Origin of the sequence: Patulibacter medicamentivorans, assembly GCF_000240225.1 — a bacterium.
Classification (GTDB): Bacteria; Actinomycetota; Thermoleophilia; order Solirubrobacterales; family Solirubrobacteraceae; genus Patulibacter; species Patulibacter medicamentivorans.
Genome location: NZ_AGUD01000057.1, coordinates 1 through 23154, shown reverse-complemented (window position 1 = coordinate 23154; position 23154 = coordinate 1). Strand labels below are relative to the sequence as shown.

Sequence of the window (23154 nt, the reverse complement as noted above, 5' to 3'; positions counted from 1 at the left end):
GCCCGGCGATGCCTGAGCTCGAGCGCTTCCTGCCCCGCTACGCGGCCGAGCCGCCGCAGGAGACGGCGCCCTACGGCCGCTGGTCCGAGCGGCTGGAGGCGGCGTTCCTCGTCGCGGCCCGCGAGGTCGAGCTGGATCCCGAGGACGAGGCCCAGTCCGGCGGGGTCGGCGACCCCGGCGAGCCGACCTGGTTCCCGGACCGCACCTGGCACGGGCGGACCTTCCTCCCCGTGTCGACCCGCACCAGCACCGGGCTCGAGCTGTACGGGCACGTGCGGTTCATCCCGGCCTCCGAGGACGGCGGCGAGCCGCAGGCGCTCGAGGGCGAGGCGGACATCACCTCCGAGGTCGCCGAGAACAACCCCGACTGGAAGATCGACCTCTGCGAGACGGTCGTCGGGGCGTGGCGGGGCGACGGCGACACCGCCGCGATGACGCTCGTCTGGGGCCGGCCGCTGGTCGCCGGCGCCGCTCACGCGATCGCCGAGCTGGACGGCACCGTCGTCGACCGCTGCCCGGTCCGCGACGGGGCCTTCACGCTGCTGGCGCCGGACGACTACCACGGCGACACGCTCGAGATCGCGGTCCTGGCGGGGGACGGCAAGGAGCTGGCGCGCGAGTCGCTCTACGCCGAGGACGACGAGGACGAGGGCGAGGACCACCCGGCGTGACGGGCTCCCCGCAGCGCGGCGCGGCTCCGGCGGCGAGCGGCGAGGGCGCGCCGTCGCTGAGCCTCGAGCAGGCGATCAGGACCCGCCGGACGCACAAGGTCTACGGACCCGAGCCGGTCGATCCCGAGACGGTCCGCGAGCTCGTCGAGCTGGCCCGCTGGGCGCCCAACCACCACCTGACCGAGCCGTGGCGCTTCCGGGTCCTCGGCCCGCGGGCGCTGCAGGCGCTCAAGGACGCGTCGCCGGCCGACGCCGCCGGCAAGCTCGACCGCGCGCCGACGCTGATCGTCGCCTCGGTCGTCGAGGACCCCGATCCGCGGGTGGCGCTGGAGGATCGCGACGCGACCGCCGCCGCGGTCTACGGGCTGCTGCTGGCGGCCCACGCACGAGGCCTGGCCGCCTACTGGCGCACGCCGGCGGTGCTGCTGGAGCCGGCCGGTCGCGCGGCCGCGGGCGTGCCCGAGGGCGAGCAGGTCCTCGGCCTGATCCACCTGGGCCCGCTGCGCCAGGAGGTCCGCACGCCCGACCGGCGCGCCGTGGCCGAGATCCTCGAGTTCCTCGCCTGATGCGCCGTCGCACCCTCGGCGGCGCTGCCCGCTCGCGCCTCGGCGCCGTCCTGCTGCTGGCGGTCGCCGGGCTCGCGGCGAGCGGCTGCGGCGACGCCCAGAAGTTCCCCGACGACGACCCGCGGACGGCGGTCAGCCGTCTGCTGCAGGCGGCGACCGGCGAGGCCAACGGCCTGCGGGCCTGCGGGCTGCTGTCCGACCCGGCGCGCGCCCGCCTCGACCGCGGGCCGGCGGGATCGTGCCGGGCGGCGCTGAGCAAGACCCCGTCGCTGCTGCCGGGCGAGGTCGACGAGCCGACCTCGTTCGACCGCGTGATCTCCAAGCTCGACTTCAGCGTCCGCCGCAGCGGCGATCGGGCGACGGTCGTGGTCCGCGGGCGCGGCGCCGCGCTGCGCTTCGGGGTCGTGCGCGTGGCCGGCGACGGGACCAGCGGCGGGCCGGACACCGAGGGCAACCCCGGGATCCCGTGGCGGGTCGACTCGGGCGTCGAGCAGCTGCTCAACGACAAGCCGATCCCGCCGGCCGACGGCGCCGCCACCACCCCCGGCCACTGACGGCCGGGCGGCGGTCAGCCGCCGAGGTGCTTGCGGCGCATCGACCACATCTGCGACGCGCGCTCCAGCTCGAGGCCCGCGGGCCACGGCAGGCCGGGCGGGCCCAGCTCCAGCCGCAGGGTCTGCGCGGTCCGCCGCGCCAGCTCGGGGTCGGCGGCGGGGATCGCGGCCAGCTCCTGGGCGCGGGGCAGGACCTGCTCGGCGGGCAGCGCCTCCCACGCGAGGCCCAGCGCCGCGGCCCGGGCGCCGTCGATCGGCTGCCCGAAGAGCGCCAGCGCCCCGGCCGCCTCACGCGGGCCGCTGCGACCCAGCAGCACGCCGTGGCCGCCGCCGGGGTGGAGGCCGATCGGGATGAACCCGGACATCAGCCGCGCGTCGGCGGCGACGATCCGCAGGTCGGTCGCCATCGCCAGGTTCATGCCGGCGCCGACCGCGCCGCCGACGATCGCCGCGATCGTCGGCGGCTGCAGCTCGCCGACGCGGGCGAACGAGCGGTAGATCTCGCCCATCCCCGTGAACTGGTCGGGGTCGGCGGGAGCGGCGCCGGCGTCGGCCAGGGTCGGCCGGTCGCCGCCGGCGCAGAAGTAGCCGCCGGCACCGGTCACGACGACCGCGCCGACCGCGGGGTCGCCGTCGATCCGCTCGCAGGCGGCGATCAGCGCGCGGGCCATCGCGACGGTCAGGGCGTTGCGGCGCTCCGGAGCGTCGAGGGCGATGGTGGCGACGCCGTCGGCGATCGCGACCGTCACCTCCTCGCGGACGGGATCGGCGGTCATCGGCGGGCGGCGGTCGCGGACACGGGCCGCAGCGTACCCGCCGCGCTCAGCAGCCCGACGCCGGGTCGCTGCCCGTCGGCCGCGGCGTGCACTCGCGCCAGGCGGTCCGGTAGTAGATGCCGCGGCTGCCGGTCTGGAGCCCGCCGGCGCGCTCGTCCCACTGGAAGCCGTTGCCCGACATCGTCACCGAGCGCGCCGCGATCCCGCCGCGGATCCGGGCGTTGCCGGCGACGACCAGGTTCGTCCGCGGCGCATAGACGGTGGCGTTGAGCGTGGCGTTGCCGTTGATCGTCAGCCGCCCGAGCCCGTCGTTGGTGCCGTACAGGTACAGCTGCAGCGAGGTCGGGTCGCCGGTCGCCGAGCCGGACGCGAAGTTGCCGGTGACGCTGACGCCGCCCGAGCCGGCCGGGCAGCCGGAGTTCGGGTCGTCGGGCGAGTCGACGTAGAGGGAGACCCGCGCGCCTGGCGCGACGACGACCGTGAAGTTGCCGGAGATCGAGATGCTGCAGAAGTTGTAGACCCCGCCGCCGAGCGTCAGCGTCGTGTTGCCGGTGCTCCGCAACGCGCGCGTGGCCGGGTCGAACGACAGGCCCGACTGCGACGTGACCGTGTCGAACGGCGGCTGCGGCGGCGTCCGCAGCCCGTTCGCGATCCGCTGGTCGTCGTTGACCGTCGCGGAGTTGCCCGGATCGACCGCGGCCAGCACGAACGGCCCCTGGGCGGCGGTCCGCTGGACGATCGGGCCGGAGCTGACGTTGCCGGTCCGGCGGCTGCTGCCGGCCGGGCCGAGGACGACCCCGGCCGTGTCGACGTTGCCGTTCATGCTCAACACGCCGTTGGTCGCGGCCGGCGTGTCGATCCGCACGTTGCCGCTGAGGTCGACGCGCTCGAGCCCGAGCAGGCCGGCGACGGGGAACAGCGGGGTGGCGGCGTAGGACGCGATCCGCGTCTGGACCCGGCGGACGACGCCGTGGACGTTGCCGGTCGCGGTCACGCAGCGCTGGCTGAGGGCCGTCTGCGCCTGGACCGGCATCCCGGCGCAGCCGCTGCCGGCCGGCAGCTCGACGCTGGTCCGGTACGAGAACGACGCGCCATTGCCGAGCGCCTCGGGACCGTGCTCGGGGCAGCGGCCGGCGACCGGGTCGACGACGGCGTCGGTGACGCAGCGATCGGCCGCGGGCTGGAGCATGTTGATCCGGTAGAGCGCGGTCTGCAGCCCGGCCTCGGCCGCCTGCAGCGCCCGCTTGCCGTCGACGTCGTCGTTCGACATCCGGTTGCCGTCGGTCGCGGCCGCCACGGCGAGCCCCGAGAGCAGCAGGGTCACTAGCAGCACGCCGAGGGCGACCAGCATCGCGGCTCCTCGCTCGCCGTCGCGGCCGGATCGAGGGATCGCGGTCATCGCAGGTTCACCTGCAGCGAGGATTGGAGGGCCGGGTCGTCGTAGGCCACCACCACGTCCGACTCGGCCGACGCCGCGACCCAGATCCGGACCCCGAGCCGCTCCCCGGCTCCGATCCGCAGATCGCTGCCGGGCAGCGAGAACGTGAACGAGACCGGCGTGGTGACCCCGGGCCAGGCGGCGAGCGCGTAGCTGACGGTGCCGAGCGCGACCGGCGGCATCGCGATCAGGTTGAGGATCGAGCCCGGCACGACGTAGAAGCGGACGCAGAGCGTGACGGCGGCGGTGGCGCCGCCGGCGGTGCGGGTGAAGAGCGTCATCCCGCCGCTGCCGGTCAGCGTTCGCGTGGTGGCCTGCGGCGGCGTCACCCACAGCTGGCTGCGGTGGTTGTCCGACGACGGGCTACCGCCGCACGAGACGTCGCGCCGCAGGACCCGGCCGCCGCTGCCCGCCGAACCGCCCTGGTCGGTCGAGCGGTCGGGCGGCGGGTCGGCCTGGTCGCCACCGTCGGAGGGCGTCGGGTCCTCGCCCATCAGGTCGGGGACCGGGCAGCCGATCGCGAGCGCGGCGGTCAGCCCGCTGCAGAGGCCGGTCGGGGCGATCGTCGGATGGGTCGGGTGGTCGCCGCTGGTGGCCGTCCACGTCGCCTTCGTCGCCGGGGTGTCGTAGAGGAACCAGCCGGCCGCGCTGTCGGATCCGATCGAGCTGGTGCAGGGGACCGTCGGGCCGCTGTCGGGCTGGCAGCGGGTCTCCGGATCGGCCAGCGGGTTGCGGACGCCGTCCTCGACCAGCCCGGCCGGCGCGGCGCTCGGGTCGGCGACGATCGTCGAGAGCCAGACCGGGCCGCGGTGCGCGGCGGCGCTGTCGCTCGAGGTGACCGCCACGGTGATCCGCTTGGTGTTGCGCGACGTCGGGCAGCCGCTCCCGCAGTGGCCGTCGGCGTGCCAGCTGACGTAGACGCGGACGGTGCCGTGCAGCCGGCCGTCGTCCCACGTCCGCGGCGTCGCCGAGACCCGGCCCTGCGCGGTGTCGACGACCAGCGGCTCGCTGGCCGGCGAAGCGCGGTCGGGCCGGATGCCCGGCGGATCGCCGGCGGTCAGGACGGAGCTCGGGTCGGCGGGGTCGGAGGAGCGGCTCGGCGCGCCGTCCATCGCGATCGCGGCGTAGCCGAGCGCCCGGACCCGCTCGATCTCGTCCTCGGCCCGGTGGGTCATCGCGGCGGTCCGCTCCGAGACCGAGGTCAGGTCGCGGGCACCGTCGACGACCATCGCCGTCGACAGCAGGCCGACGGCGAGCAGCAGCGTCGAGGCGAGGATCTCGATCAGGGTGAAGCCGGCCTGTCCGCGCCCCCGGCTCATCCGACCAGGTCCTGGTTGCGCAGGTAGGCGCCGTCGTGGAGCACCACGTCGTGGACGGGCCCGCCGGAGCGCGACCGCTCGCCGCTGGAGGGCACGCGGATCCGCACCTCGACGTGGCGGGGGGCGATCGCGTCCGGGGTGTAGCTGAAGACCGGGTCGGCGAGGGTGCCGTTGCGCAGCCGCCCGATCACCGGCGCGCCGCTGGCCGGGGCCGGCAGCGCCGCGCCGGGCGCGGCCTCGACCCGGGTGCAGCGGCGCTCCGCCGGCGCGCTGTCGGGCACGTCGCAGGCGTACATCACCCGCCGCTGCCGGCCGCCGATCGTGACCTCGAAGTCGACCGCGTTCGGCGTCGCGCCGTGGATCGCGTCGGCCTGCCGCAGCTCGCGGACCAGCCGTCGTAGGCCGGTCCGGCTCTCGGTCACGACGTGGCTCCACTCGACGTCGCGCGGGACTATCCGGGTCGCGGTCTCCAGCAGCGACAGCAGCGCTCCGGTGACCACCGCCAGCATCGCGCAGACGGTCAGCAGCTCGACCAGCGCGAAGCCGCGCTGGCCGCGAGCGGTGGCCGGTCCGGCGGGCGAGGGCCCGCGGTGGCGGGCCGGTCGGCGGAAGCCGGGATCACCGGCGTGGCGTGGGCGATGTGCGGAGTGCACACAGGAGGCATCGGCGCAGGACGGCCCGCAGCGTCACGTCCTGGACGAACGTTGGCGCCCGCGCGGCGCCAACCCGTGCCCTCTACGGACGGGTCAGCGGGAAGCCACGGGTTGCCGTGCCGGCTTCGCGGCGATCGGCGCCGGCGCCCGGCGCAGGGCGAGCGCGCTGACCCCGGCCAGCAGCGCGGCGCCGACCCCGAACAGGTAGGCGTCGTCGGCGGCGGCTCCGGCGGCGGCCAGCGTCTGCGGGTCGCCGACGATCGCCACCAGGATCGCGGTCCCGAGGACCGCGCCGAACTGGCGGAAGGCGCCGGTGACCGCGCTGGCGATGCCGAACCGCTCGGCGGTGATGTCGGCGGCCGCGGCGGCGCCGAGGATCGGGAACGCGAGCCCGATGCCGATGCCGGTCATGCTCATCCCCGGCAGCCAGGTGCCGACGTAGTCCGGCTCCGCGCCGGCGCTGCGCAGCGTCAGCAGCCCGGCGACGTAGATCAGCGTGCCGGGGACGATCACGGCCCGGTGGCCGAAGCGGTCGGCGAGCCTGCCGGCCGGCCCGGCGACGATCGCGCTCATCAGCGGGCCGGGAACGGTCGCCAGGCCGGCGTGCAGCACCGAGTACTGCCAGACGCCGGTCAGGAACAGGATGTTGCCGAGGATCGTCGAGAAGAACGCCATCGAGAACAGCAGCGTCCCGACGTTGCCCCAGCGGAACGACGGGATCCGCAGCAGCGCGGGGTCGACCAGCGGTCGCGGGTGGGTCGTGCAGCGGCGGGCGACGACGAGCAGCAGCAGCAGCGCGACGACGAACGCGGCGACCGTCCGCGGAGCGGCCCAGCCCCAGCTGTTGCCCTCGACGATCGCCAGCGCCAGCAGCCCGAGGCCGATCGCGCTGAGCGCCGACGCGAGCAGGTCGGGCAGCCCGGTCGCGTGCTCGTCGCGGCTCTCGTCGAGGCCGCGGACGCCGGCGGCGAGGACCAGCGCGCCGAGCGGCAGGTTGACCAGGAAGATCCAGCGCCAGTCGGCGATCTCGACCAGCACGCCGCCGAGCGGCGGGCCGAACGCCGCCGCCAGCGCTGCGGCGGCGCCCCAGATCCCGATCCCGGCCGCCCGCCGCTCGATCTGGAACATCGGCAGCAGCAGCGCGAGCGAGACCGGGACCATCACCGCGGCGGCGAGGCCCTGGACCACGCGGGCCGCGATCAGGGTCTGCCAGCTCGGCGCGACGGCGCACAGCGCGCTGGCGGCGATGAAGGCGGCGGTGCTGGCGAGGAAGACGCGTCGCCGCCCGAGCCGGTCGGCGATCCCGCCGGCCGGGATCAGGAACGCGGCGAGGACGATGAAGTAGCCGTCGAGGATCCAGCTCAGCTGGGCGTTGGTGGCGTCGTCGAACGAGCGGCGGATGTCGGGGAACGAGACGTTGACGATCGTCGCGTCGAGGAACGCGAGGAACGAGCCGCCGCAGATGGCGATCAGCGCGAGGGTCCGGCGGGTCATGGACGGCCTTTCGGCGACATGGGTTGCAAACCGCAACGCACCCTAGAGGGCAGCGTTGCGATTCGCAACCGACCGCTCGCTACACTCGGATCGTGCGCCATGACGAGCTCGCCACCAGCAACTGCGCGATCTCGCGGGCCGGGGCGATCCTCGGCAACCGGTGGGTCTTCACGATCCTCCGCGCGGCGTATCTCAAGGCCCGCACGTTCGAGGACTACCAGCGCCGGACGGGGATCGCCCGCAACGTCCTGACCGACCGCCTGCGCGGGCTCGAGCAGGACGGGATCCTGGAGCGGCGGCCGTACGAGGAGACCGCGAACCGGACCCGCTTCGAGTACCGGCTGACCGACGCCGGGCTGGAGCTCTACCCGCTGATGGCGGCGCTGATGGAGTGGGGCAACAAGCACACCGGCCTGACCGACGGCCCGCCGATGCTGCTGCGCCACGAGGCCTGCGGCCAGATCACCCACCCGGTGGTGGTCTGTGACCACTGCGGCGAGCCGATCGAGGCCCACGGCGTGACCCCGCTGCCGGGGCCCGGCGCCCGCGCGGGCGACCCGCTGCTGACCGGTCGCTGACCGCGGCGGGTCGCCCGCGGCGTCAGCTGCTCAGGTGCCCGGTCAGCCCCAGGTAGATCACCGTTCCGACGGCGATCAGCAGCACGACCCCGAAGTGGGCCCAGACGGCGCGGGCGAACTCGCCGCTGACGAGCACGGCCAGGAGCACGCCGGTGACGACCACGAGGCCGAAGACGATCAGCGCGTCCATCCCCCGATGATGGCACCCTCGCGCTCGTGATGACGCGGTACGCGGCGCCCGGCCGGCAGGGTCAGAGCGACGCCATCCCGCGCCGCCGCGTCGCCAGGAAGTAGCGCTCGAAGGCCACCTTGGCCCAGTGCGCCTGCGGACCGGCCATCACGTGCGGGTGGCGGCTGTCGCCGAGCACGTGGTCGGCCTTGAAGATGATCCCGTTGTTGCCCGCGTCGAGCACGCAGACCGCGGCGATCTCCGACAGCGGCATCTGCTGGGTCGCGGTGCCGTTGACGTCGGCGGCGATGTTGTGGGCGGCGACGCGCGCCATCGCCTCGCTCATCTGGCCGGTCTTCGGGACGCCCGCCGGGACCGGCGTCTGGGCCGGCGGCGCGATCGCGATGTCGACGCCGGCCGCGAACACGTCGCGGTGCTGCGGGTGGCGAAACTCGTCGTCGATCGGCACGAAGCCCATCGGGTTGCCGAGTCCGGGGGTCGCGCGGATCGCGTCGACGCCGGTGAAGGGCGGCACGATCATCGAGTAGGCGAAGGGCAGCACGCGCCCGCCCTCGAGCTGCATCTCGCCGTCGCGGACCTCGGCGATCGCGTTGCTGGGGATGCCCTCGATGCCGAGGCGCTCGAAGAACCGCTCGACGCGCTTGGCGGAATCGGCGACCCCGCCGAACCCGAAGTGGCCGAGGAACGGCTCGGCGGTCACGAACGTCACCGGCGCGGCGGCCGCCAGGCCGGCCTTGTCGATCCGGTGCTTGACGTTGAAGAGGAACTCGTAGGAGGCCCCGAAGCAGGAGCCGCCCTGGGCGGTGCCGACGACGACCGGGCCCGGGTTCTCCAGGAACCGCGTCCAGGCGTCGCGGGCCAGCAGCGCATGGTCGAGGGTGCAGACCGACTGCGTGTGGCCGCCGTGCGGGCCGAGTCCGGGGATCTTGTCGAAGGCCAGCCGCGGGCCGGTGGCGAGCAGCAGCTTGTCGTAGTGGACGTCCTCGCCGTCCGCGGTGTGGACGATCCGCTGATCGAGGTCGAACCCGGTCGCCGCGGTCGCCCGGAAGTCGATCCCCTTGCGCTGGTAGATCGGGCCGAGCGGGAAGGTCACGTCCTCGGGCTCGCGAAGGCCGAACGGCAGCCAGATCAGCGAGGGGATGAAGGTGAAGTCGGCGTGCGGGTCGAGGACGACGATCCGGTGGCGCTCGTCGAGCTTGCGGCGGATCTCGAGCGCCGCCGTCATGCCGGCGAAGCTCGAGCCGACGATCACGATCTGCTGCGCGTCGTTGCTCATCAGGTGCTCCTCGTGGGCGCGTCAGAGCGCGCTCGGGTAGGTCTCGGGCGGCTCGCCCAGATCCCAGGTCTGGGTCCGCTCCAGCGGCTCGACCGCGCGGGTGCGGTCGATGTGGACCAGCGCGTCGAACTGCTGCGCGGCGCTGGCGGCGAAGTAGTGGCTCTGGCGCTCCGCCCGGGGGCGGTAGATGACGCCGATCGCGCGCTCCAGGCGCGGCTCGCGCAGCGCGTGTCCGGCGTCGCCGGCGGTCAGCGGGCAGAGCAGGAACGCGGGGATCCCGGTCCCGTGCATCAAGGTCTCGACGCTGTCGGGCAGGGCCCGCCGCACTCGCTTGCGCTGGGCCGGCGCCCCCCACTCGTCGGCCGCCGTGACGGTGCCGGCGTAGGTGGTGAAGCCGACGCTGACGACGTCCCGGCCGTGGCGCTCGCGCAGCAGCTGCCCGATGTTCAGCTCGCCGCGGTGGTGCATCTCGGTCGCGCGGGCGTCGCCGACGTGCGAGTTGTGGGCCCAGACGACGATCCGGGCCGTGCCGCCGTGGCGGTCGAGGTGCGCCAGCAGGTGGTCGAGGGTGTCGGCCATGTGGCGGTCGCGCAGGTTCCAGGAGCCGGCGTGATCGGCGAGCATCGTCCGGTAGTACTCCTCGGCGTCGGCGACGACGGCCGCGTTCTGCTCGGCGAAGAACTGCTCGTCCTCGGCCGCGATGCCGTCGTGCCGCAGGTACTCGCCCGCGCCGCGGCGGAGGTCCACCAGCTGCTCCATCACCCGTCGACGGCACGGCTCGCCGACGCCCTGGAGGACCGCCCGGCCATAGCCCGAGCCCTCGCCCGAGTACGGCTGCAGGCAGGCGTACCGGACCCGCGCGCGGTTCGCGGCGTCGGGGTCCTGCCGGTCGAGGTAGTCGATCACCGAGGTCATCGAGGCGCCGAGGCTGTAGAGGTCGAGGCCGTAGAAGCCGACCTGGCGGGCGGTGTGGTGCAGGCCGTCGTTGTGCGCGCGCAGCCAGCCGACCAGGTCGACGACGTCGCTGTTGCGCCACATCCACGTGGGGAACCGCCGGAAGCCCCGCAGCGCCTCTTCGGCGTCGCCGTCCTCGCGGGCGCCGCGGATGTAGCGGCTGACGCGGTGGGCGTCGGGCCAGTCGCCCTCGATCGCGACGGCGGTGAAGCCCTGCTCGGCGATCAGGCGCTTCGTGATCCGCGCGCGCTCGCGGTAGAACTCGTGCGTGCCGTGGCTGCCCTCGCCCAGCAGCACGATCCGGGCGTCGCCGATCCGGGCGAGCAGCGCGTCGTAGTCGCGACGGTCGCCGGTCAGCGGATGGGCCGCGCGGCGGATCGCGGCGAGGGTCGTCTGCTCGCCGAGCGGCAGGGTGGCGGGCGCGGACATCGGGATCATGCCTCCGTCGCGGTCAGGGTGGCGGGCGCGGGCACCTGCAGGTGGTCGTCGAACCAGTCGCGGGCCAGCTCGGCGACGGTCTCCAGCGTTCCGGGCTCCTCGAACAGGTGGCTCGCGCCCTCGACGACCACGACCTGGTGCTCGTTGCGCAGCTGGGCGGCGGCGTGGCGGTTGAGCTCGAGCACCTCCGGGTCCTCGCTGCCGACGATCAGCAGCGTCGGCGCGACGACCTGGGGCAGCCGGTCGATCGCGAGGTCCGGGCGCCCCCCGCGCGAGACGACGGCACGGACGGCGCCGCCGACGGCGGCAGCGGCCCGGAGCGCGGCCGCGGCGCCGGTCGACGCCCCGAAGTAGCCGATCGGCAGCCTGCGGGTGACGGCGTCCTCCTGGACGATCCGGGTCACCAGCTCCAGGCGCCGCGCCAGCAGCGGGATGTCGAAGACGAGGCGGCGATCGTGGGACTCGGGCTCGGTCAGCAGGTCGAACAGCAACGTCGCGAAGCCGGCGGCGTTGAGCGTCGCGGCGACCTCGCGATTGCGCGGGCTCCGCCGGCTGCTGCCGCTGCCGTGGGCGAACAGCACCAGTCCGCGGGCGTGCGGCGGCAGCACCAGATCGCCGGTGAGCTCGACGCCGGCGTCGAGGGTGACGGTCTCGTGCGTGGCGGCCGGCGTCGCGGCGGGCGTCGCGGCGGGCGCGGCGCCGTCGTCCGCGGGCGGGACTTGCTCGGGCGTCGCGGCCGCGTCCAGCAGCGCGATCACCTCGTCGTCCTCGACCGGCGAGAAGTCGCGGTACCAGCGGCCGACGCCGTAGAGCTGGTTCGGGATCGACGCGCAGACGACCTCGTTGGCCTCCTCGGCGACCAGGCTCACGGACTCGCGGGCGCCGACCGGGGCGGCGACCACGATCGTGCGGGCGCCGCGGGCGCGGAGCGCGCGAACGGCGGCCAGGGCGGTCAGGCCGGTCGCGAGGCCGTCGTCGACGACGATCACGGTCCGGTCGCGGACCTCGAGCGGCGGGCGGTCGCCGCGGTAGCGCGCGACCCGCCGGCGCAGCTCCTGGACCTCGCGCGCTGCGATCTGGTCGATCTGGGCCTGCGTCGCCCCGACGCGGCGGGCGCTGTCGCTGTCCAGCAGCGCGTGCCCGCCCTCGGCGATCGCCCCGATCGCCAGCTCGGGGTTGCTGGGCGCGCCGAGCTTGCGGACCGCGAGCACGTCGAGCGGCGCCCGCAGCGCGCGGGCGACCTCGCAGGCGACGGGGACGCCGCCGCGCGGGAGCGCGACGACCACCGGCCGCTGCGCGGCGAGCGATCGCAGCTGGGCGGCCAGGACCCGTCCGGCCTCGTGGCGATCGGCGTACTCCATGCCGCCGATCCTGGCCGCCGCCGGCTGCGGGGCCATCCGTTCCCCGCCGCAGGCTCGACCGCAGTTCTCCGCGGATCGCTGCGGAGAAGCGCGGTCGTCGGCCGGTCGTCAGCGACCGGCCGCGGGCTCGGGGCCGGTCGCCGGCCCGGTCGCCGCGCCGTCCTCCAGGGACGGAGGCGCGCGCCGCTCCTCGCGGATCGCCCACAGCTCGCGGATCACGACCTGGATCCCCGCGGCGATCGGGATCGCCAGCAGCGCGCCGAGCACGCCGAGCAGCGACGAGCCGATCAGGATCGCGATGATCACCAGCACCGGATGGACGTTGACCGTCCGCCGGTAGACCATCGGCTGGACCACGTTGTTCTCGACCTGCTGGTAGACGATCAGCACGATCACCCAGATGATCGTCGCCGTCGGGAAGTTGTGGAACAGCGTCACCAACCCGATCGCGACGCCGCCGATCGTGGCGCCGACGAGCGGGATCAGGTCCAGGAACGCCATCAGCACCGCCAGCGGGGCGGCGAACGGCACGCCGAGGATCGTCAGCACCACCCAGGTCGTGATGCCGGCGCAGAGGCTGATCAGGAGGTTGCCGACGACGTAGCCCGACGTCGACCGGTAGATCTCGGCCAGCACCCGCTCCAGCCGGTCGCTGGCGTTCGGCCCGCGAGCGCGGTGCAGGAACGCGAGCACCTTGGCGCCGTCCAGCAGCAGGAAGAACGTCAGCGTCAACACGGTCACCAGCTGGACGATCGCCCCGAAGACCCCGACGGTCACGGACTGCAGGGCGGTCGCGGCGTCGCCGAGCCGGCTCGGCAGCTTCTTCGCCTGCTCGGTCAGCTTGTCCGTGATCCCGTACTTGTCGTCGTACTTGCGGAACGTCTTGGAGTCGCGCAGGTCGTGGACGTAGGTCGGGATGTCGCGCGAGAGGTCGTCGACGCCGTTGACCACGGGCGGCACGATCAGCAGCCCGACGCCGAAGATCGACAGCGCGATCCCCAGGTAGACGAGCAGGATCGCCAGCGCCCGCGGCACCCGCCGTCGGACGAACCAGTCGACGGCCGGACCCAGCGCGACCGCCAGGAAGATCGCCAGGAAGACCAGCACCGCCGTGCTGCGCACCGTCCACAGCAGGTAGAGCAGCCCGGCGAGCCCGGCGACGATCGCGAAGATCCGGACGATCGTGCGGTTGGAGACGGTCAGCTCCACGGCGCGCACGGTACCGGCCGGACCGGTCTGCAACGGGCCAGTCGCCACCGGCGCATCGGTCCGGGCGGCCGGACCGGCCGGGCGAGGGCCCAACGCAGAGCGCCCCGCCAGGGGGACTGAGCGGGGCGCTGGCTGCTGACCGGAGTTGGGGTGGACCGGTTGGCACAGATGGCATCGGCCGCCGGGCCCCCCGCCTTGAGGGGCCGTGGACGAACGTTGCAGGCGTCAGCGGCGCCGCCGGGCCAACGGCGCCGCGTCGGCCTCGACCGCCGGCGCCTCGGCGGTGACGACCAGCATCGTCAGCCAGATCAGGTAAGGCGCCGCCTCGCGCGGCGAGCGCCCGCGCTCCAGCACGTCGAGCACGAGCTCGCGGATGCTGCCCGAGATCATCACCGCGACCTCGTGGGGCAGCGGATCGAGCCCGGCCTCGGAGCGCAGGGCCGTGCCGAGCTGCTGGTACAGCTCGATCCACCTGCGGTTCAGCGAGGCGTCGGCGTGACGCCCGCGCTCGCCGGTCAGGTGCGATTCCAGCCACAGGCTGCGGTACAGCGCCGGGTCGTGATCGAGGTGCGCCAGCCAGCGCTCGAAGCCCCGCGTGATGCGCCGCTCCGCCGTGCCGCCGTCGAGGACCGCCTCTCGTACCTGCCGGAGCGCGTCGTCCGACACGCGGCGCATCAGCGTCAGGTAGCAGTCGTCGAGGTCGTCGAAGTGCTGGTAGAAGGTCCGGCGCGAGACCCGCGCGATCCGCACGACGTCGGCCACGGTCGAGCCCCGGAGCCCGTCGGCCCGAACCGCCTCGGCCATCGCGTCGAGGAGCCGGTCGCGATGCTCGACGTACTGCGCGGACGGTGCGTCGACCCGCTTCGGCACCAGCCGAGTCTCCCAGACGTCCCGGCCCACGGGACCGCCGATCGGGGGTCGCGGGCGGTGCGTCCGGAGACGGCCCGCGCCAGGCCGCGACGGCCTCGGCGGGCGCCGGCGTCGCGGCCGTCGTCGTCAGCCGGCGGCGGACCACCGCCTGACCGCCGCGACCCGGTGCGAAGGCGACGCCGCGGAAGGCCCAACGCTCGTCGCGGTCGGTCGTCGGCGCCAGCTCGACGTCGGTGAGGATCGTCCGCAGCACGATGTCCAGCTCCATGTGCGCGAACGAGGCCCCGATGCAGCGGCGCCGACCGCCGCCGAACGGCACCCAGGCGTAGGTGTCGGGCTTGCGATCCAGGAACCGCGTCGGGTCGAACGCCTGCGGGGCGTCGTAGAAGCGCGGGTCCTCGTGCAGCAGCCGGGTGCCGATCATGATCAGCGTGCCGGGCGGCAGCAGCCACGAGCCGAGCTCGAACGGCCGCATGACGGTGCGGCCGGTGCCGTTGATCACCGGCCGCGAGCGCTGCAGCTCGCGGATCGTCGCCTCGCGCAGCTCGCGGCCGCCCTCGCGGGCCTCCTCCATCAGCTGGCGCAGGATCGCGGGGTGGCGGCGCAGCCGCTCGACCGCCCACGCCAGGGTGCTGGCGGTCGTCTCGTGGCCGGCGGTCAGGATCGTCAGCAGCTCGTCGGCGACGTCGCCGTCCGAGATCGGGGTGCCGTCCTCGTAGGTCGCCTGCAGCAGCAGCGAGAGGACGTCGACGCGGTCCTGCAGCGCCGGGTCGCGCCGTGCTCGCGCGATCAGGCTCATGACATGGCGGTCGTACTCGCGGCGGTGGCGCAGGAAGCGCGCCCACGGGCTCCAGCGGCCGTAGTCGCGGCGCAGGAACTGCGCGAACGCCAGCCGCGACCCGAGGACGGTGAGCGGCGGCAGGACCCGGCGCAGCCCCGCCAGCTCCTGGCCCTCGGCGCCGAAGACGGCGCGCAGGATCGCGTTGAGGGTGACCTGGCTGAGGGACTCCAGCGTCCGGAAGCGCTCGCCGACCGGCCACCCGGCGATCGCCGCCTGCGCCTCCTCCTCGAAGATCCGCGCGTACTCGTGCATCCGCTCGCCGTGGAACGGCGGCAGCAGCAGCCGGCGCTCGCGCAGGTGGCGGTCCTCGTCCATCGCGAACAGCGAGCCCTGCCCCAACAGGGCCTTCAGCGGGTTCTGCTCACCGGCGTGGAGCACCTCCGCGGGAGCGGTGAAGACCTGCTTCACCAGACCCGGCTCGGCGACCACCACCGAGCGGCCGTAGCCGGGCAGCTTCAGCGTGAAGGCGTCGCCGTAGCGGCCCTGGATCGCGCGCATCGGCGCCTGCCGGCCGGACAGGTAGACGGCGCCCGAGACCAGCGACGGCAGGGGCGGGCCGGGCGGCATGCGGAACTCGCTGGTCGAGCGCAAGGCGGACTCCTGGAGCGTCGAGCGTGGGACGGCGGCGGGTGCCGCTCCAGGAGGACGGTACACGTGCGTACCGATGGTGTCCAGGGGGTTGGGCGTCGACGGCCGAGGGGCTGACGGGTGGGGCAGGTGGCGGGCCGATGGGGCAGGAGGTGGCGCGTCGGCGGCTGCCGCCGCGGTCTGGAGGAGCCGCTGGTGCGACGCTGCCGGCGTCGTCGGTGAGCGGCGGCCGGCGTGCTCGGCGGGACGGCCGGGTGGGGCGTCGGCGGCCGGTCACCGGTCGCCGCGGCCGGGCGAGCCGGCCTCGGTGCTTCCACGCCCCCAGCGTGATTCGAACACGCGCACACGGTTTAGGAAACCGATGCTCTATCCCCTGAGCTATGGGGGCTCAGGCTGGAGGGTAGACGGTGACCGCAGCGGACGGTCGCGTCGCTGGCGGGCGTGCGGGGGGCGGCGACGTGGCGCGTTGGACATGGTCCGCCGGGCCCGGGACAATCGGGCCGGTCGCCCGTGCCTCGCGGTCGATCGGTGGCGTCGGGTCGCGGATCGCGGTCGTGCCGTCGCCGCCCTCCGGCCGCCGTCGAGGATCCCGCATGCTCCCCTTCAAGCTGCTCCGCCTGTCGATCTCGACCCTCCGCCAGTACCGCGCGCTGCCCGAGGAGCAACGTCTTGCCCTGCGGGAGGACGCGCAGCGGGTCCGCGAGCTGACGGTCCGGCTCGGCGGGTCGCGCGCCCGCCAGATGCTGGCCGGCGACGGGCTGCTGGGGCGGCCGACCGGCGACCGGGCGGCGGAGGCGGGCAGCGGCACGACGGCCGAGAGCGTGGCTCCTGCTGCCGCGAAGCCGCCGGCCCCTGACGCCGACGTGACTCCCGTCCCCGGGGCCGCTCCCGCCCCGGAGGCCGCCCCCGCCCCGGATCCCGACGCCGTCGGCGAGCCCACGCCCGGTGAGGCCGAGACGATCGAGGAGCTGCGGCAGGCGATCGCGATGCTGGCGCTGTCGATCGCCCAGACGGGGATGGTCGGCGGCAACTCCCGCGGCGCCGCGCTCGGCCGCCGGCTGCTGAAGAGCGGGGTCGCCGGGCGCTTCGCCAAGCCACCGCGCGACGACCGCGGCTGACCCTCGGTCAGCCGCCGTCCCCGCCCGCGCCGACCTCGGCCCGCAGCAGCTCGAGCGTCCCGACCGCCGTCCGCAACCGGACCAGCGTCGTCGGCGGCGCGAACCCCGCGGCGGCGATCGTCCGGCGGACGACGTCGTCGCGGTGGGATCTCGTCGTCGCCGGCCCGTCGAGCAGCTCGATCGCGGTGAACGCCAGCCGCATCAGCCGATCCTGCGGCGGGCCGAAGTCCGCCACCAGCAGCGCTCCCGCCGGCCGCAGGACCCGCCGCGCCTCGCGCAGCGCCGCCAGCTTCGCGTCCGGCCGCAGGTGGTGCAGCACGAGCGCCAGCACGACCGCGTCCTGGCTGGCGTCGGGCAGCGGCAGCGCCTCCGCGCGACCGTCGCGCCAGACGACCGCCGCGCCCGGCGTCCGCCGCTCGCCGATCGCGCGCGCCGCCGGATCCGGCTCGATCGCGGTGATCGAGGCGCCCGGTGGCGCGGCGGCCGCCAGGCGGCCGGTCAGGGCGCCGGTTCCCGCCCCGACCTCGACGGCCCGCCCGGCCAGCGGCAGGTGGTCCAGCACCGCGCGGGTCAGGGCAGGGCGCCAGCGGCCCTCGCGCATCGTCATCGCCAGGCCGCGGTCGTAGACGGAGACCGGCAGGAAGCGGCCGCTGGCCGGGAGGATCGCGTCGCCGCGGCGGTCGTTCATGCCCGGGACGCTAGATCGGCGGAGGCCCCGGGACTTGAACGGAGCGGTCGTCCGCATCCCGGCCGCCCGGGTCGTCGAGCAGCCGCATCGAGAGCAGCGCCGACGGCGGCAGGCCGAACGCGCGTCGGAACGTGCGGCTCAGATGGGCCGAGTCGCTGAACCCGGCATCGGCCGCCGCCCGGGTGAGCGAGTCGCCGGCGGCCAGCCCGGCCACCGCGTGCCGCAGGCGCATCCACAGCACGTAGCGCTTGAACGGCAGCCCGACCTCGGGCGAGAAGCGGTGCGTCAGCCGCGACGGCGACAGATGCGCCGCGCGGGCGGCTGCGGCCAGCGTCGGCGGGTCGGGCAGCGTCCGCGCGACGTGGTCGACCGCCGCGGCGACCGGCGGCGAGAGCGACCGGCCCGGGCGCGGGCCGTCGTCGCCGAGCAGCTGGGTCAGCGCCGCCGACACGAACCGCCGCGCGCCCGCGGCCCCCGCCGCCGGCCAGCGGAGCTGCCCGAGCGCGGCGTCGAGGGACTCGCCGAGCCGGGCGCGGACGAGCGCGTCGACCCGCCGGCCGTCGTGCCCGAGCGGGTCGAGGAACAGGATCGCGAGCCGCCGGGACCCGGTCCGCAGCCGGTGGGGGAGGTTGCTCGGGACGGCGAGCGCCGTGGCGGTCAGCCGGCGCTCGTCCAGCTCCAGCTCGATCGGGACGCCGTCGAACGCGCACGCGACCTGGACGGCGTGGTGGGCGTGGCGGCTGCCATCGCCGCCCGGCCCGCGGTAGAGCGCGACGCCGTCTCCGAGGAACAGCGACGCGTCGTCGTCGCCCACCGCGCCCGATCGTCGGGCGCGTCCGGCGGAACCCCAGTCCGGAGGCCCGGTCGCGATCGGCGTCGCTCCCCGCTCAGTTCGCCGGCCGTCCCGGGTACACGTCGTCGATCGTCGCCAGCGCCACGTACGGCGCGCCCGCGGCCTGCTCGATCCGCTCGCCGCCGCCGGCCAGCCGGTCGAGCACCGACACCACCCCGACCACGGTCCGGCCCTCGGCCTGCAGCGCCTCGAGCGCCTTGACCGTCGACCCGCCCGTGGTCACCACGTCCTCGACCACCAGGCAGCGGTCCTCGTCGGTCAAGAATGGCCCCTCGACGCGCCGCTGCAGGCCGTGGGCCTTGGTCTCCTTGCGGACGAAGAACGCCTTGACGTCGGCGCCCCCCGCGAGCGCGGCGCAGGCGACCGGATCGGCGCCCATCGTCATCCCGCCGACCGCGGTCGCGCCGAGCCGCTCGGCCTCGGCGGCGACCAGCTCGCCCAGCGCCAGGAACCCGGCCGGGCGCAGGATCGCCCGCTTGGCGTCGACGTAGTAGGACGCGGTCGCGCCGCTGGTCAGCGTCACCTCGCCGATCACCAGCGCGTGCTCGCGCAGCTCGGCGATCAACGTGTCCTTCGCGCTCATGCGGCCGGAGGCTAGAGGATCCGGCCGCCGCGACCGTCGGCAGGTGGCGTCATCTTCAGGCCACCTCCGCGCGGTGGTGTCAGTTCGCCTCGGATGCCGGGGCGAACTGACGCCACTTCCGTCCCGCCCCGGCCAATTGACGCCACCCCGCCCACCGACGGCGCGGCCACGCTCCGCCTAGTACGTGTCGACGATCGTCCCCATCGTCATCCAGGCGTAGATCGACGCCGCGTCGGCCATCGGGACCCGGAAGCAGCCGTGGCTGGCGTTGTAGGTCGGGACCGACGGGTAGCCATGGACGGCGTAGCCGCGGATGAAGTACGAGGACTTGTACATGCCCTTGGCGTTGGTGCCCGGATCCTTCATGTAGACCCGGAAGCTGCCGCGGATGGTCGGCGTCGCCGGCGCGCCCGAGGACGTGTGGTAGATCCGCTCGACCTTGCCGCCCGTGCCGATCAGGGCCAGGACCTGGCGGGAGATGTCGCCCTCGACGTGGCGCCCGTGGCTGGGGAAGCGGACCTTGAACGCCCCGCGGCCGGCCTGCAGGGCCCGGAAGACGTCGCTGTTGGCGCTGGTCGTGCGAGCCATCCGCAGGACCTTGCGGAACGCCAGCACGGCACGCTGGGTGCGGGCGTCGTAGAGCCCCTTCTGGCCGATCACGTAGCCCTTGGCCTTGAGCTTCGCCTGCAGCCAGCGGACCGCCGGACCGCGAGCGCCGGCCTGCACCGACGGCGTCAGCTGGGTGACGACCGTCGTCTTGGGCTTCGTCTCGGCCACCGGCTGGTCCTTGCCGATCTGGGCGTGGACGACGACGCGCTGGGCGCTGCGGCTGAAGTAGACCGCGCGGGCCACGCCCTGGTCGCCGTCCTTGGCCTTCACCAGCGGGACCCGGCGGGTGATCGTCTTCTTGTGGTCGACGGCGAAGGTCACCGTCACCTTGACGCCCGGCACGTACGTGTCGCTCACCACCAGCGCGCGCCAGTGGTCGCCCTTGAAGGCCAGGCCGTCGCGAGCCTTCTCGGTCGACAGGCTCAGCTTCAGGACCTCGGGCGCCGGCGGCGGCGTCGGTGCCTGGCGGCCGGTGGCCGTCGCCTCGGGCGCTGTCGCGGTGGTCGTCGCGGGCGTCGAGGCCGTGGTCGCGGGCGCAGCCGCCGGCGCGGGGACCGGGGCCTGGGCTCCGGCCGTCGGTGCGGCGACGAGCAGGGCGACCGGAACGAGCGCCGCGAGCGGTCCGCGATGGCGAAGGCGGGAGCGGTTCATCCTGCACAAGATACCCCGGAGGGGCACCCAAGGGACCCGAGAGATCACCCCAGGGAACGCTGGTCGCCGCGGGCTAGGCGGTGCCGGCGTCGGGCGCGCCGGGGACCACGCGCGCCTCGACCAGCCGGGCCGCCAGGGCGATCGTCGCCAGCAGCACGAGCGCGCCGACCCACAGCGCCAGGCCCTGGCCGAAGCTCCAGTGCTTGGCCGCCGAGATCGCGATCGTGTTGTTGGTCGCGTGCAGCAGGATCGGCGCGTAGAGCGTGCCGGTCGCCTGGTAGAGCAGGCACAGCACGGCGCCGAAGGTCGCGAGGATCGGCAGGAACCCGACGTCGGTGCCGCCCGCGTGCAGGGCCCCGAACAGCAGCCCGTCGATCACCGCCGCGCCGCCGATCGCGACCCCGGCCGGAGCGACCTTCGAGAGCCCGTTGCGGAGTCCGGGGTAGACGACGCCGCGCAGCAGCAGCTCCTCGCCGATCGGCGCCAGGACGGTGGTGCAGAGCCCGATCAGGATCGCCGCCAGCGGGCTGATGTCGACGCCGAGGTCCTTCGGCAGGTCGTCCTGCTCGTCGGCCACGCCGAGCAGCTCGGCCAGGCCGTTGGACAGCAGCAGGTAGACCACGAACGCCAGCACCACCAGCCCGAGCGCGACCCAGATCCGCGTCGGCACGCGCAGCCCCAGGCTGCTGCGCCGCACCCGGACCCCGACCAGCGTCAGGAACGCGATCGGCACGCCGACGAAGACGACGTTCTGGAGCAGCAGCGAGAGGACCTTGCCGGCGACCTCGGCGGCGTCGCTGCCGGTCCCGATCGCCAGCGCCGGGATCGACGCGAACAGCGTCACGCCGAGCGTCGTGACGAGGACCAGGATCCCCTCCAGCGCGCCCCACGAATCGCGCCGCGGAGGGGCGCCGGACGGGTTCGGGGGGCCGTTCATCGTCGGCGCAACGCTACCTGCGGGCGGCCGCGCACGTCCCCACGGCCGCGGTCGCTCCGGCGGGGCTCAGGCGACGAAGGTCCAGCGGGCGGTCAGCGCGGCGGCCCCCGCCAGCAGCGCCCCGCCGACCAGCGCCAGCGCCCAGGCCCGCGGCCGCGAGCCGCGACTGGCCCACCAGCCGACCCACATCGCCAGCGGGAACAGCACCCCCAGGAACCGCGGCAGCGACATCAGCGGCTGGGCCTCGCCGGTGACCGGGGCGCTCAGCGGCAGCAGCAGCGCGCAGCCGGCGTAGACCGCGTAGGCCGGCGGCAGCCGCCGTGCCGCGCCGAGCAGCGCCACCAGGCCGGCCACGAGCGTCAGGAGCAGGCCGACGTTCATCCACGCCTCGGCGGTCGACGGCCCGCCGGCGTCGATCCCGAGCAGCCGCGCGGTCCCGTCGCCGGCGGCCCGCAGCGCCTCCAGCAGGCCGCTGATCGGCCCGACGTTCTGGCGGCCCCACTGCTCCTGGACGCTGAACGGCGTGCTCCAGCTCCAGCCCGACAGCGCCAGTCCGAGCAGGTAGGCGCCGGTGCCGAGCGGGATCGCCGCGGCGGCCAGCAGCGGCGCCCGCGGCGACCACCGACGCCCGTCCGCCGTGGCGCCGTCGCCCCGCGCCCGGCGGATCCGCCACCAGCGCTCGGCCGCCGTCGCCAGCACCGCGACGACCAGCACGATCCCGGCGCTGCGGGTCAGCGCCGCCAGCAGCCCGAGCCCGCCGGCCAGCGCCCAGCGCTCGTCGCGCGCGGCCATCACGCAGCCGGCGGAGAGCAGCAGGAACAGCCCCTCGGTGTAGACCGCGCTCAGCCACAGCGATCCGGGGAACAGCAGCAGCGCCCAGACCGCGGCCGTGGCGGCGGGCCGCCCGAGCTCGCGGTCGGTCAGGCGGTGGACGATCATCGTCCCGCCGAACGCGCACGCCCCCGAGATCACCAGGCCGGCCAGCAGCGGCGACTGCAGGAGCCCGCCGAGCAGGTGGACGAGCAGCGGGTAGAGCGGGAAGAACGCGGTCCGCGGGGCGTAGTCGGTCGGGTACCCGACGTCGGCGACGTCCAGCAGCCAGATGCTGTCCCAGCGCACCAGCGGCGCCACCAGCGTGCTGAGGCCGTGGCTCAGCTCGGCGCTGCGGCCGAGCGGGTCGAAGGTGCTCGACGTCGGGACCCCGTCGCGCGCGGTCGTGCCCCACAGCGAGACGGCGCCGGCGCCGGCGGCGAGCGCGATCAGGCGGGTGACGACGAACGCCGGCAGCACGGCGAGCGCGGTCTGGGTCCACGTCAGCCGGTGCGGGACGTCGGCCGCTCGCGCCGGCGCCGACAGCAGCCGGGCCGGCGCGGCGAGCGGCTGGTCGCGGGCAGCCATCCGGGCCCATGGTGGCGGACGGCGGGCGTTCGCGCGACAACCGCCTCGACGCAGCGGCCCGTGCAGCGTGCAGGACTGTTGGCGCGCCCCCGGTACTCTTGGCGTGATCGCGTTCCTCGAAGGAGTCGTCCGTGCGGGACGATCCCTCGCGGGCGCACCCGCCTCCCTCGATGTCCCACGCAGCTCGCAAGCGCCGTCAGCGCCGTGCCAAGGGCGGCGCCACGCGCGTCCTCCTCGTCCTGCTCGTCGCGATCGTCGTCGGGATCGTCGTCGCCGGCGCCGGAGCGGTCGGCTACGTGGCGAGCATCGCCGACGATGTCGACCTCGACGAGCTGCGGCCCGCCAACCCCGGCGGCAACTCGGTCGTCTTCGCCGCCGACGGGACCAAGCTCGGCTACATCGACGGGCCGGTCCTGCGGACCCCGGTCAAGTCGCGCGAGATGTCGCCGCTGGTGCGCCAGGCGACGGTCGCCGTCGAGGACCGGCGCTTCTACCAGCACGGCGGCGTCGACGTCGAGGGCGTCTTCCGGGCCGCGACCCG

The 23154-nt window shown here is 75.0% G+C and carries 23 protein-coding genes, 1 tRNA gene and 1 pseudogene; 6 read left to right on the top strand and 19 right to left on the bottom strand.

Annotated elements, in window-relative coordinates:
* Positions 1–8: 8 nt before the first annotated feature.
* Genes PAI11_RS26880 through PAI11_RS06305 form a run of 3 tightly spaced genes read left to right on the top strand, consistent with a single transcriptional unit; the run spans position 9 to position 1791 of the window.
* Positions 9–671 (top strand): hypothetical protein, encoded by a 663-nt coding sequence (locus PAI11_RS26880; protein ID WP_007572052.1) that lies wholly within the window; start codon positions 9–11, stop codon positions 669–671.
* Positions 668–1237 carry a nitroreductase family protein gene (locus tag PAI11_RS06310; RefSeq protein WP_007572050.1) on the top strand — a complete coding sequence of 190 codons (570 nt, stop codon included), beginning with the start codon at positions 668–670 and terminating at the stop codon, positions 1235–1237. The genes PAI11_RS26880 and PAI11_RS06310 overlap by 4 nt, the downstream gene beginning before the upstream one ends.
* Positions 1237–1791: a hypothetical protein gene (locus PAI11_RS06305; RefSeq protein WP_007572049.1), complete on the top strand. Its 555-nt coding sequence runs from the start codon at positions 1237–1239 to the stop codon at positions 1789–1791. Before PAI11_RS06310 ends, PAI11_RS06305 begins: the two co-directional genes overlap by 1 nt.
* Before the next feature lie 14 nt (positions 1792–1805).
* Here PAI11_RS06305 and PAI11_RS06300 read toward each other — a convergent pair whose 3' ends face one another.
* From PAI11_RS06300 to PAI11_RS06280, 5 genes are all read right to left on the bottom strand, one after another.
* Positions 1806–2567 carry an enoyl-CoA hydratase-related protein gene (locus PAI11_RS06300; protein ID WP_007572048.1) on the bottom strand — a complete coding sequence of 254 codons (762 nt, stop codon included), beginning with the start codon at positions 2565–2567 and terminating at the stop codon, positions 1806–1808.
* 46 nt (positions 2568–2613) lie between these two features.
* The gene (locus PAI11_RS06295; RefSeq protein ID WP_040598671.1) at positions 2614–3966 is read right to left on the bottom strand and encodes a DUF7305 domain-containing protein; all 1353 of its coding nucleotides are present in this window, start codon (positions 3964–3966) and stop codon (positions 2614–2616) included.
* Positions 3963–5324, bottom strand: a complete 1362-nt coding sequence (locus PAI11_RS06290) for a type IV pilus modification PilV family protein (RefSeq protein WP_007572045.1) — start codon at positions 5322–5324, stop codon at positions 3963–3965. The genes PAI11_RS06295 and PAI11_RS06290 overlap by 4 nt, the downstream gene beginning before the upstream one ends.
* Positions 5321–5977 carry a PilW family protein gene (locus PAI11_RS25765; RefSeq protein ID WP_040598669.1) on the bottom strand — a complete coding sequence of 219 codons (657 nt, stop codon included), beginning with the start codon at positions 5975–5977 and terminating at the stop codon, positions 5321–5323. The genes PAI11_RS06290 and PAI11_RS25765 overlap by 4 nt, the downstream gene beginning before the upstream one ends.
* A 93-nt stretch (positions 5978–6070) precedes the next feature.
* Positions 6071–7471 carry an MFS transporter gene (locus tag PAI11_RS06280; protein WP_007572041.1) on the bottom strand — a complete coding sequence of 467 codons (1401 nt, stop codon included), beginning with the start codon at positions 7469–7471 and terminating at the stop codon, positions 6071–6073.
* 92 nt (positions 7472–7563) lie between these two features.
* On the opposite strand from PAI11_RS06280, the gene PAI11_RS06275 reads away from it, so the two are divergent.
* Positions 7564–8049, top strand: a complete 486-nt coding sequence (locus PAI11_RS06275) for a winged helix-turn-helix transcriptional regulator (protein WP_007572039.1) — start codon at positions 7564–7566, stop codon at positions 8047–8049.
* Between the two features lie 22 nt (positions 8050–8071).
* Here the strand turns inward: PAI11_RS06275 and PAI11_RS26875 are convergent, their stop codons facing one another.
* The 8 genes and pseudogenes from PAI11_RS26875 to PAI11_RS06235 form a co-directional block, all read right to left on the bottom strand.
* Positions 8072–8239, bottom strand: a complete 168-nt coding sequence (locus PAI11_RS26875) for a hypothetical protein (protein WP_007572037.1) — start codon at positions 8237–8239, stop codon at positions 8072–8074.
* Positions 8240–8300: 61 nt separating this feature from the next.
* Positions 8301–9515: an NAD(P)/FAD-dependent oxidoreductase gene (locus PAI11_RS06270; RefSeq protein ID WP_007572036.1), complete on the bottom strand. Its 1215-nt coding sequence runs from the start codon at positions 9513–9515 to the stop codon at positions 8301–8303.
* Positions 9516–9536: 21 nt separating this feature from the next.
* Entirely contained in the window at positions 9537–10898 is a 1362-nt protein-coding gene (locus PAI11_RS06265) for an erythromycin esterase family protein (RefSeq protein ID WP_050897141.1), read from the bottom strand.
* A gap of 5 nt (positions 10899–10903) precedes the next feature.
* Positions 10904–12268 (bottom strand): alpha/beta family hydrolase, encoded by a 1365-nt coding sequence (locus PAI11_RS06260; RefSeq protein ID WP_040598680.1) that lies wholly within the window; start codon positions 12266–12268, stop codon positions 10904–10906.
* A 108-nt stretch (positions 12269–12376) separates the two neighbouring features.
* Complete coding sequence (locus PAI11_RS06255; protein WP_040598666.1) at positions 12377–13477, bottom strand: AI-2E family transporter; 1101 nt, start codon at positions 13475–13477, stop codon at positions 12377–12379.
* A gap of 225 nt (positions 13478–13702) precedes the next feature.
* Positions 13703–14347 carry a TetR/AcrR family transcriptional regulator gene (locus PAI11_RS06250; protein WP_040598665.1) on the bottom strand — a complete coding sequence of 215 codons (645 nt, stop codon included), beginning with the start codon at positions 14345–14347 and terminating at the stop codon, positions 13703–13705.
* A 259-nt stretch (positions 14348–14606) separates the two neighbouring features.
* Positions 14607–15755 (bottom strand): annotated as a pseudogene (locus PAI11_RS28440) (cytochrome P450); the annotation flags it as partial.
* 337 nt (positions 15756–16092) lie between these two features.
* Positions 16093–16164 (bottom strand) — tRNA-Arg (locus tag PAI11_RS06235).
* A gap of 205 nt (positions 16165–16369) precedes the next feature.
* On the opposite strand from PAI11_RS06235, the gene PAI11_RS06230 reads away from it, so the two are divergent.
* Positions 16370–16894, top strand: coding sequence for a hypothetical protein (locus PAI11_RS06230; RefSeq protein WP_007572034.1), 525 nt, complete (start codon positions 16370–16372; stop codon positions 16892–16894).
* Positions 16895–16901: 7 nt separating this feature from the next.
* On the opposite strand, the gene PAI11_RS06225 is transcribed toward PAI11_RS06230, so the two are convergent.
* The 6 genes from PAI11_RS06225 to PAI11_RS06200 form a co-directional block, all read right to left on the bottom strand.
* Positions 16902–17582 (bottom strand): class I SAM-dependent methyltransferase, encoded by a 681-nt coding sequence (locus tag PAI11_RS06225; protein WP_007572033.1) that lies wholly within the window; start codon positions 17580–17582, stop codon positions 16902–16904.
* A gap of 10 nt (positions 17583–17592) precedes the next feature.
* Positions 17593–18396 carry a helix-turn-helix transcriptional regulator gene (locus PAI11_RS25760; RefSeq protein WP_007572032.1) on the bottom strand — a complete coding sequence of 268 codons (804 nt, stop codon included), beginning with the start codon at positions 18394–18396 and terminating at the stop codon, positions 17593–17595.
* Between the two features lie 73 nt (positions 18397–18469).
* Positions 18470–19018, bottom strand: a complete 549-nt coding sequence (gene pyrE / locus PAI11_RS06215) for an orotate phosphoribosyltransferase (protein WP_007572031.1) — start codon at positions 19016–19018, stop codon at positions 18470–18472.
* 177 nt (positions 19019–19195) lie between these two features.
* A complete protein-coding gene (locus PAI11_RS06210) occupies positions 19196–20278 on the bottom strand; it encodes a L,D-transpeptidase family protein (RefSeq protein ID WP_007572029.1) in 1083 nt (360 codons plus the stop codon).
* Positions 20279–20351: 73 nt separating this feature from the next.
* Positions 20352–21215: a CPBP family intramembrane glutamic endopeptidase gene (locus tag PAI11_RS06205; RefSeq protein WP_007572028.1), complete on the bottom strand. Its 864-nt coding sequence runs from the start codon at positions 21213–21215 to the stop codon at positions 20352–20354.
* Positions 21216–21281: 66 nt separating this feature from the next.
* Positions 21282–22613: a mannosyltransferase family protein gene (locus PAI11_RS06200; RefSeq protein WP_007572026.1), complete on the bottom strand. Its 1332-nt coding sequence runs from the start codon at positions 22611–22613 to the stop codon at positions 21282–21284.
* A 170-nt stretch (positions 22614–22783) separates the two neighbouring features.
* Between PAI11_RS06200 and PAI11_RS06195 the strand changes: the two genes are divergently transcribed.
* On the top strand, positions 22784–23154 hold a 371-nt coding region (locus PAI11_RS06195; RefSeq protein WP_040598661.1), incomplete at its 3' end, for a transglycosylase domain-containing protein.

Bases quoted from the DNA above. Each gene is read 5' to 3' on its own strand.
- PAI11_RS26880 (WP_007572052.1), top strand. From the start codon at position 9: ATGCCTGAGCTCGAGCGCTTCCTGCCCCGCTACGCGGCCGAGCCGCCG.
- PAI11_RS06200 (WP_007572026.1), bottom strand. From the start codon at position 22,613: ATGGCTGCCCGCGACCAGCCGCTCGCCGCGCCGGCCCGGCTGCTGTCG.
- PAI11_RS06300 (WP_007572048.1), bottom strand. From the start codon at position 2,567: ATGACCGCCGATCCCGTCCGCGAGGAGGTGACGGTCGCGATCGCCGAC.
- PAI11_RS06260 (WP_040598680.1), bottom strand. From the start codon at position 12,268: ATGGAGTACGCCGATCGCCACGAGGCCGGACGGGTCCTGGCCGCCCAG.
- PAI11_RS06280 (WP_007572041.1), bottom strand. From the start codon at position 7,471: ATGACCCGCCGGACCCTCGCGCTGATCGCCATCTGCGGCGGCTCGTTC.
- PAI11_RS06205 (WP_007572028.1), bottom strand. From the start codon at position 21,215: ATGAACGGCCCCCCGAACCCGTCCGGCGCCCCTCCGCGGCGCGATTCG.
- PAI11_RS26875 (WP_007572037.1), bottom strand. From the start codon at position 8,239: ATGGACGCGCTGATCGTCTTCGGCCTCGTGGTCGTCACCGGCGTGCTC.
- PAI11_RS06230 (WP_007572034.1), top strand. From the start codon at position 16,370: ATGCTCCCCTTCAAGCTGCTCCGCCTGTCGATCTCGACCCTCCGCCAG.
- PAI11_RS06210 (WP_007572029.1), bottom strand. From the start codon at position 20,278: ATGAACCGCTCCCGCCTTCGCCATCGCGGACCGCTCGCGGCGCTCGTT.
- PAI11_RS06290 (WP_007572045.1), bottom strand. From the start codon at position 5,324: ATGAGCCGGGGGCGCGGACAGGCCGGCTTCACCCTGATCGAGATCCTC.
- PAI11_RS06295 (WP_040598671.1), bottom strand. From the start codon at position 3,966: ATGACCGCGATCCCTCGATCCGGCCGCGACGGCGAGCGAGGAGCCGCG.
- PAI11_RS06225 (WP_007572033.1), bottom strand. From the start codon at position 17,582: ATGAACGACCGCCGCGGCGACGCGATCCTCCCGGCCAGCGGCCGCTTC.
- PAI11_RS06265 (WP_050897141.1), bottom strand. From the start codon at position 10,898: ATGTCCGCGCCCGCCACCCTGCCGCTCGGCGAGCAGACGACCCTCGCC.
- PAI11_RS06305 (WP_007572049.1), top strand. From the start codon at position 1,237: ATGCGCCGTCGCACCCTCGGCGGCGCTGCCCGCTCGCGCCTCGGCGCC.
- PAI11_RS06270 (WP_007572036.1), bottom strand. From the start codon at position 9,515: ATGAGCAACGACGCGCAGCAGATCGTGATCGTCGGCTCGAGCTTCGCC.
- pyrE (WP_007572031.1), bottom strand. From the start codon at position 19,018: ATGAGCGCGAAGGACACGTTGATCGCCGAGCTGCGCGAGCACGCGCTG.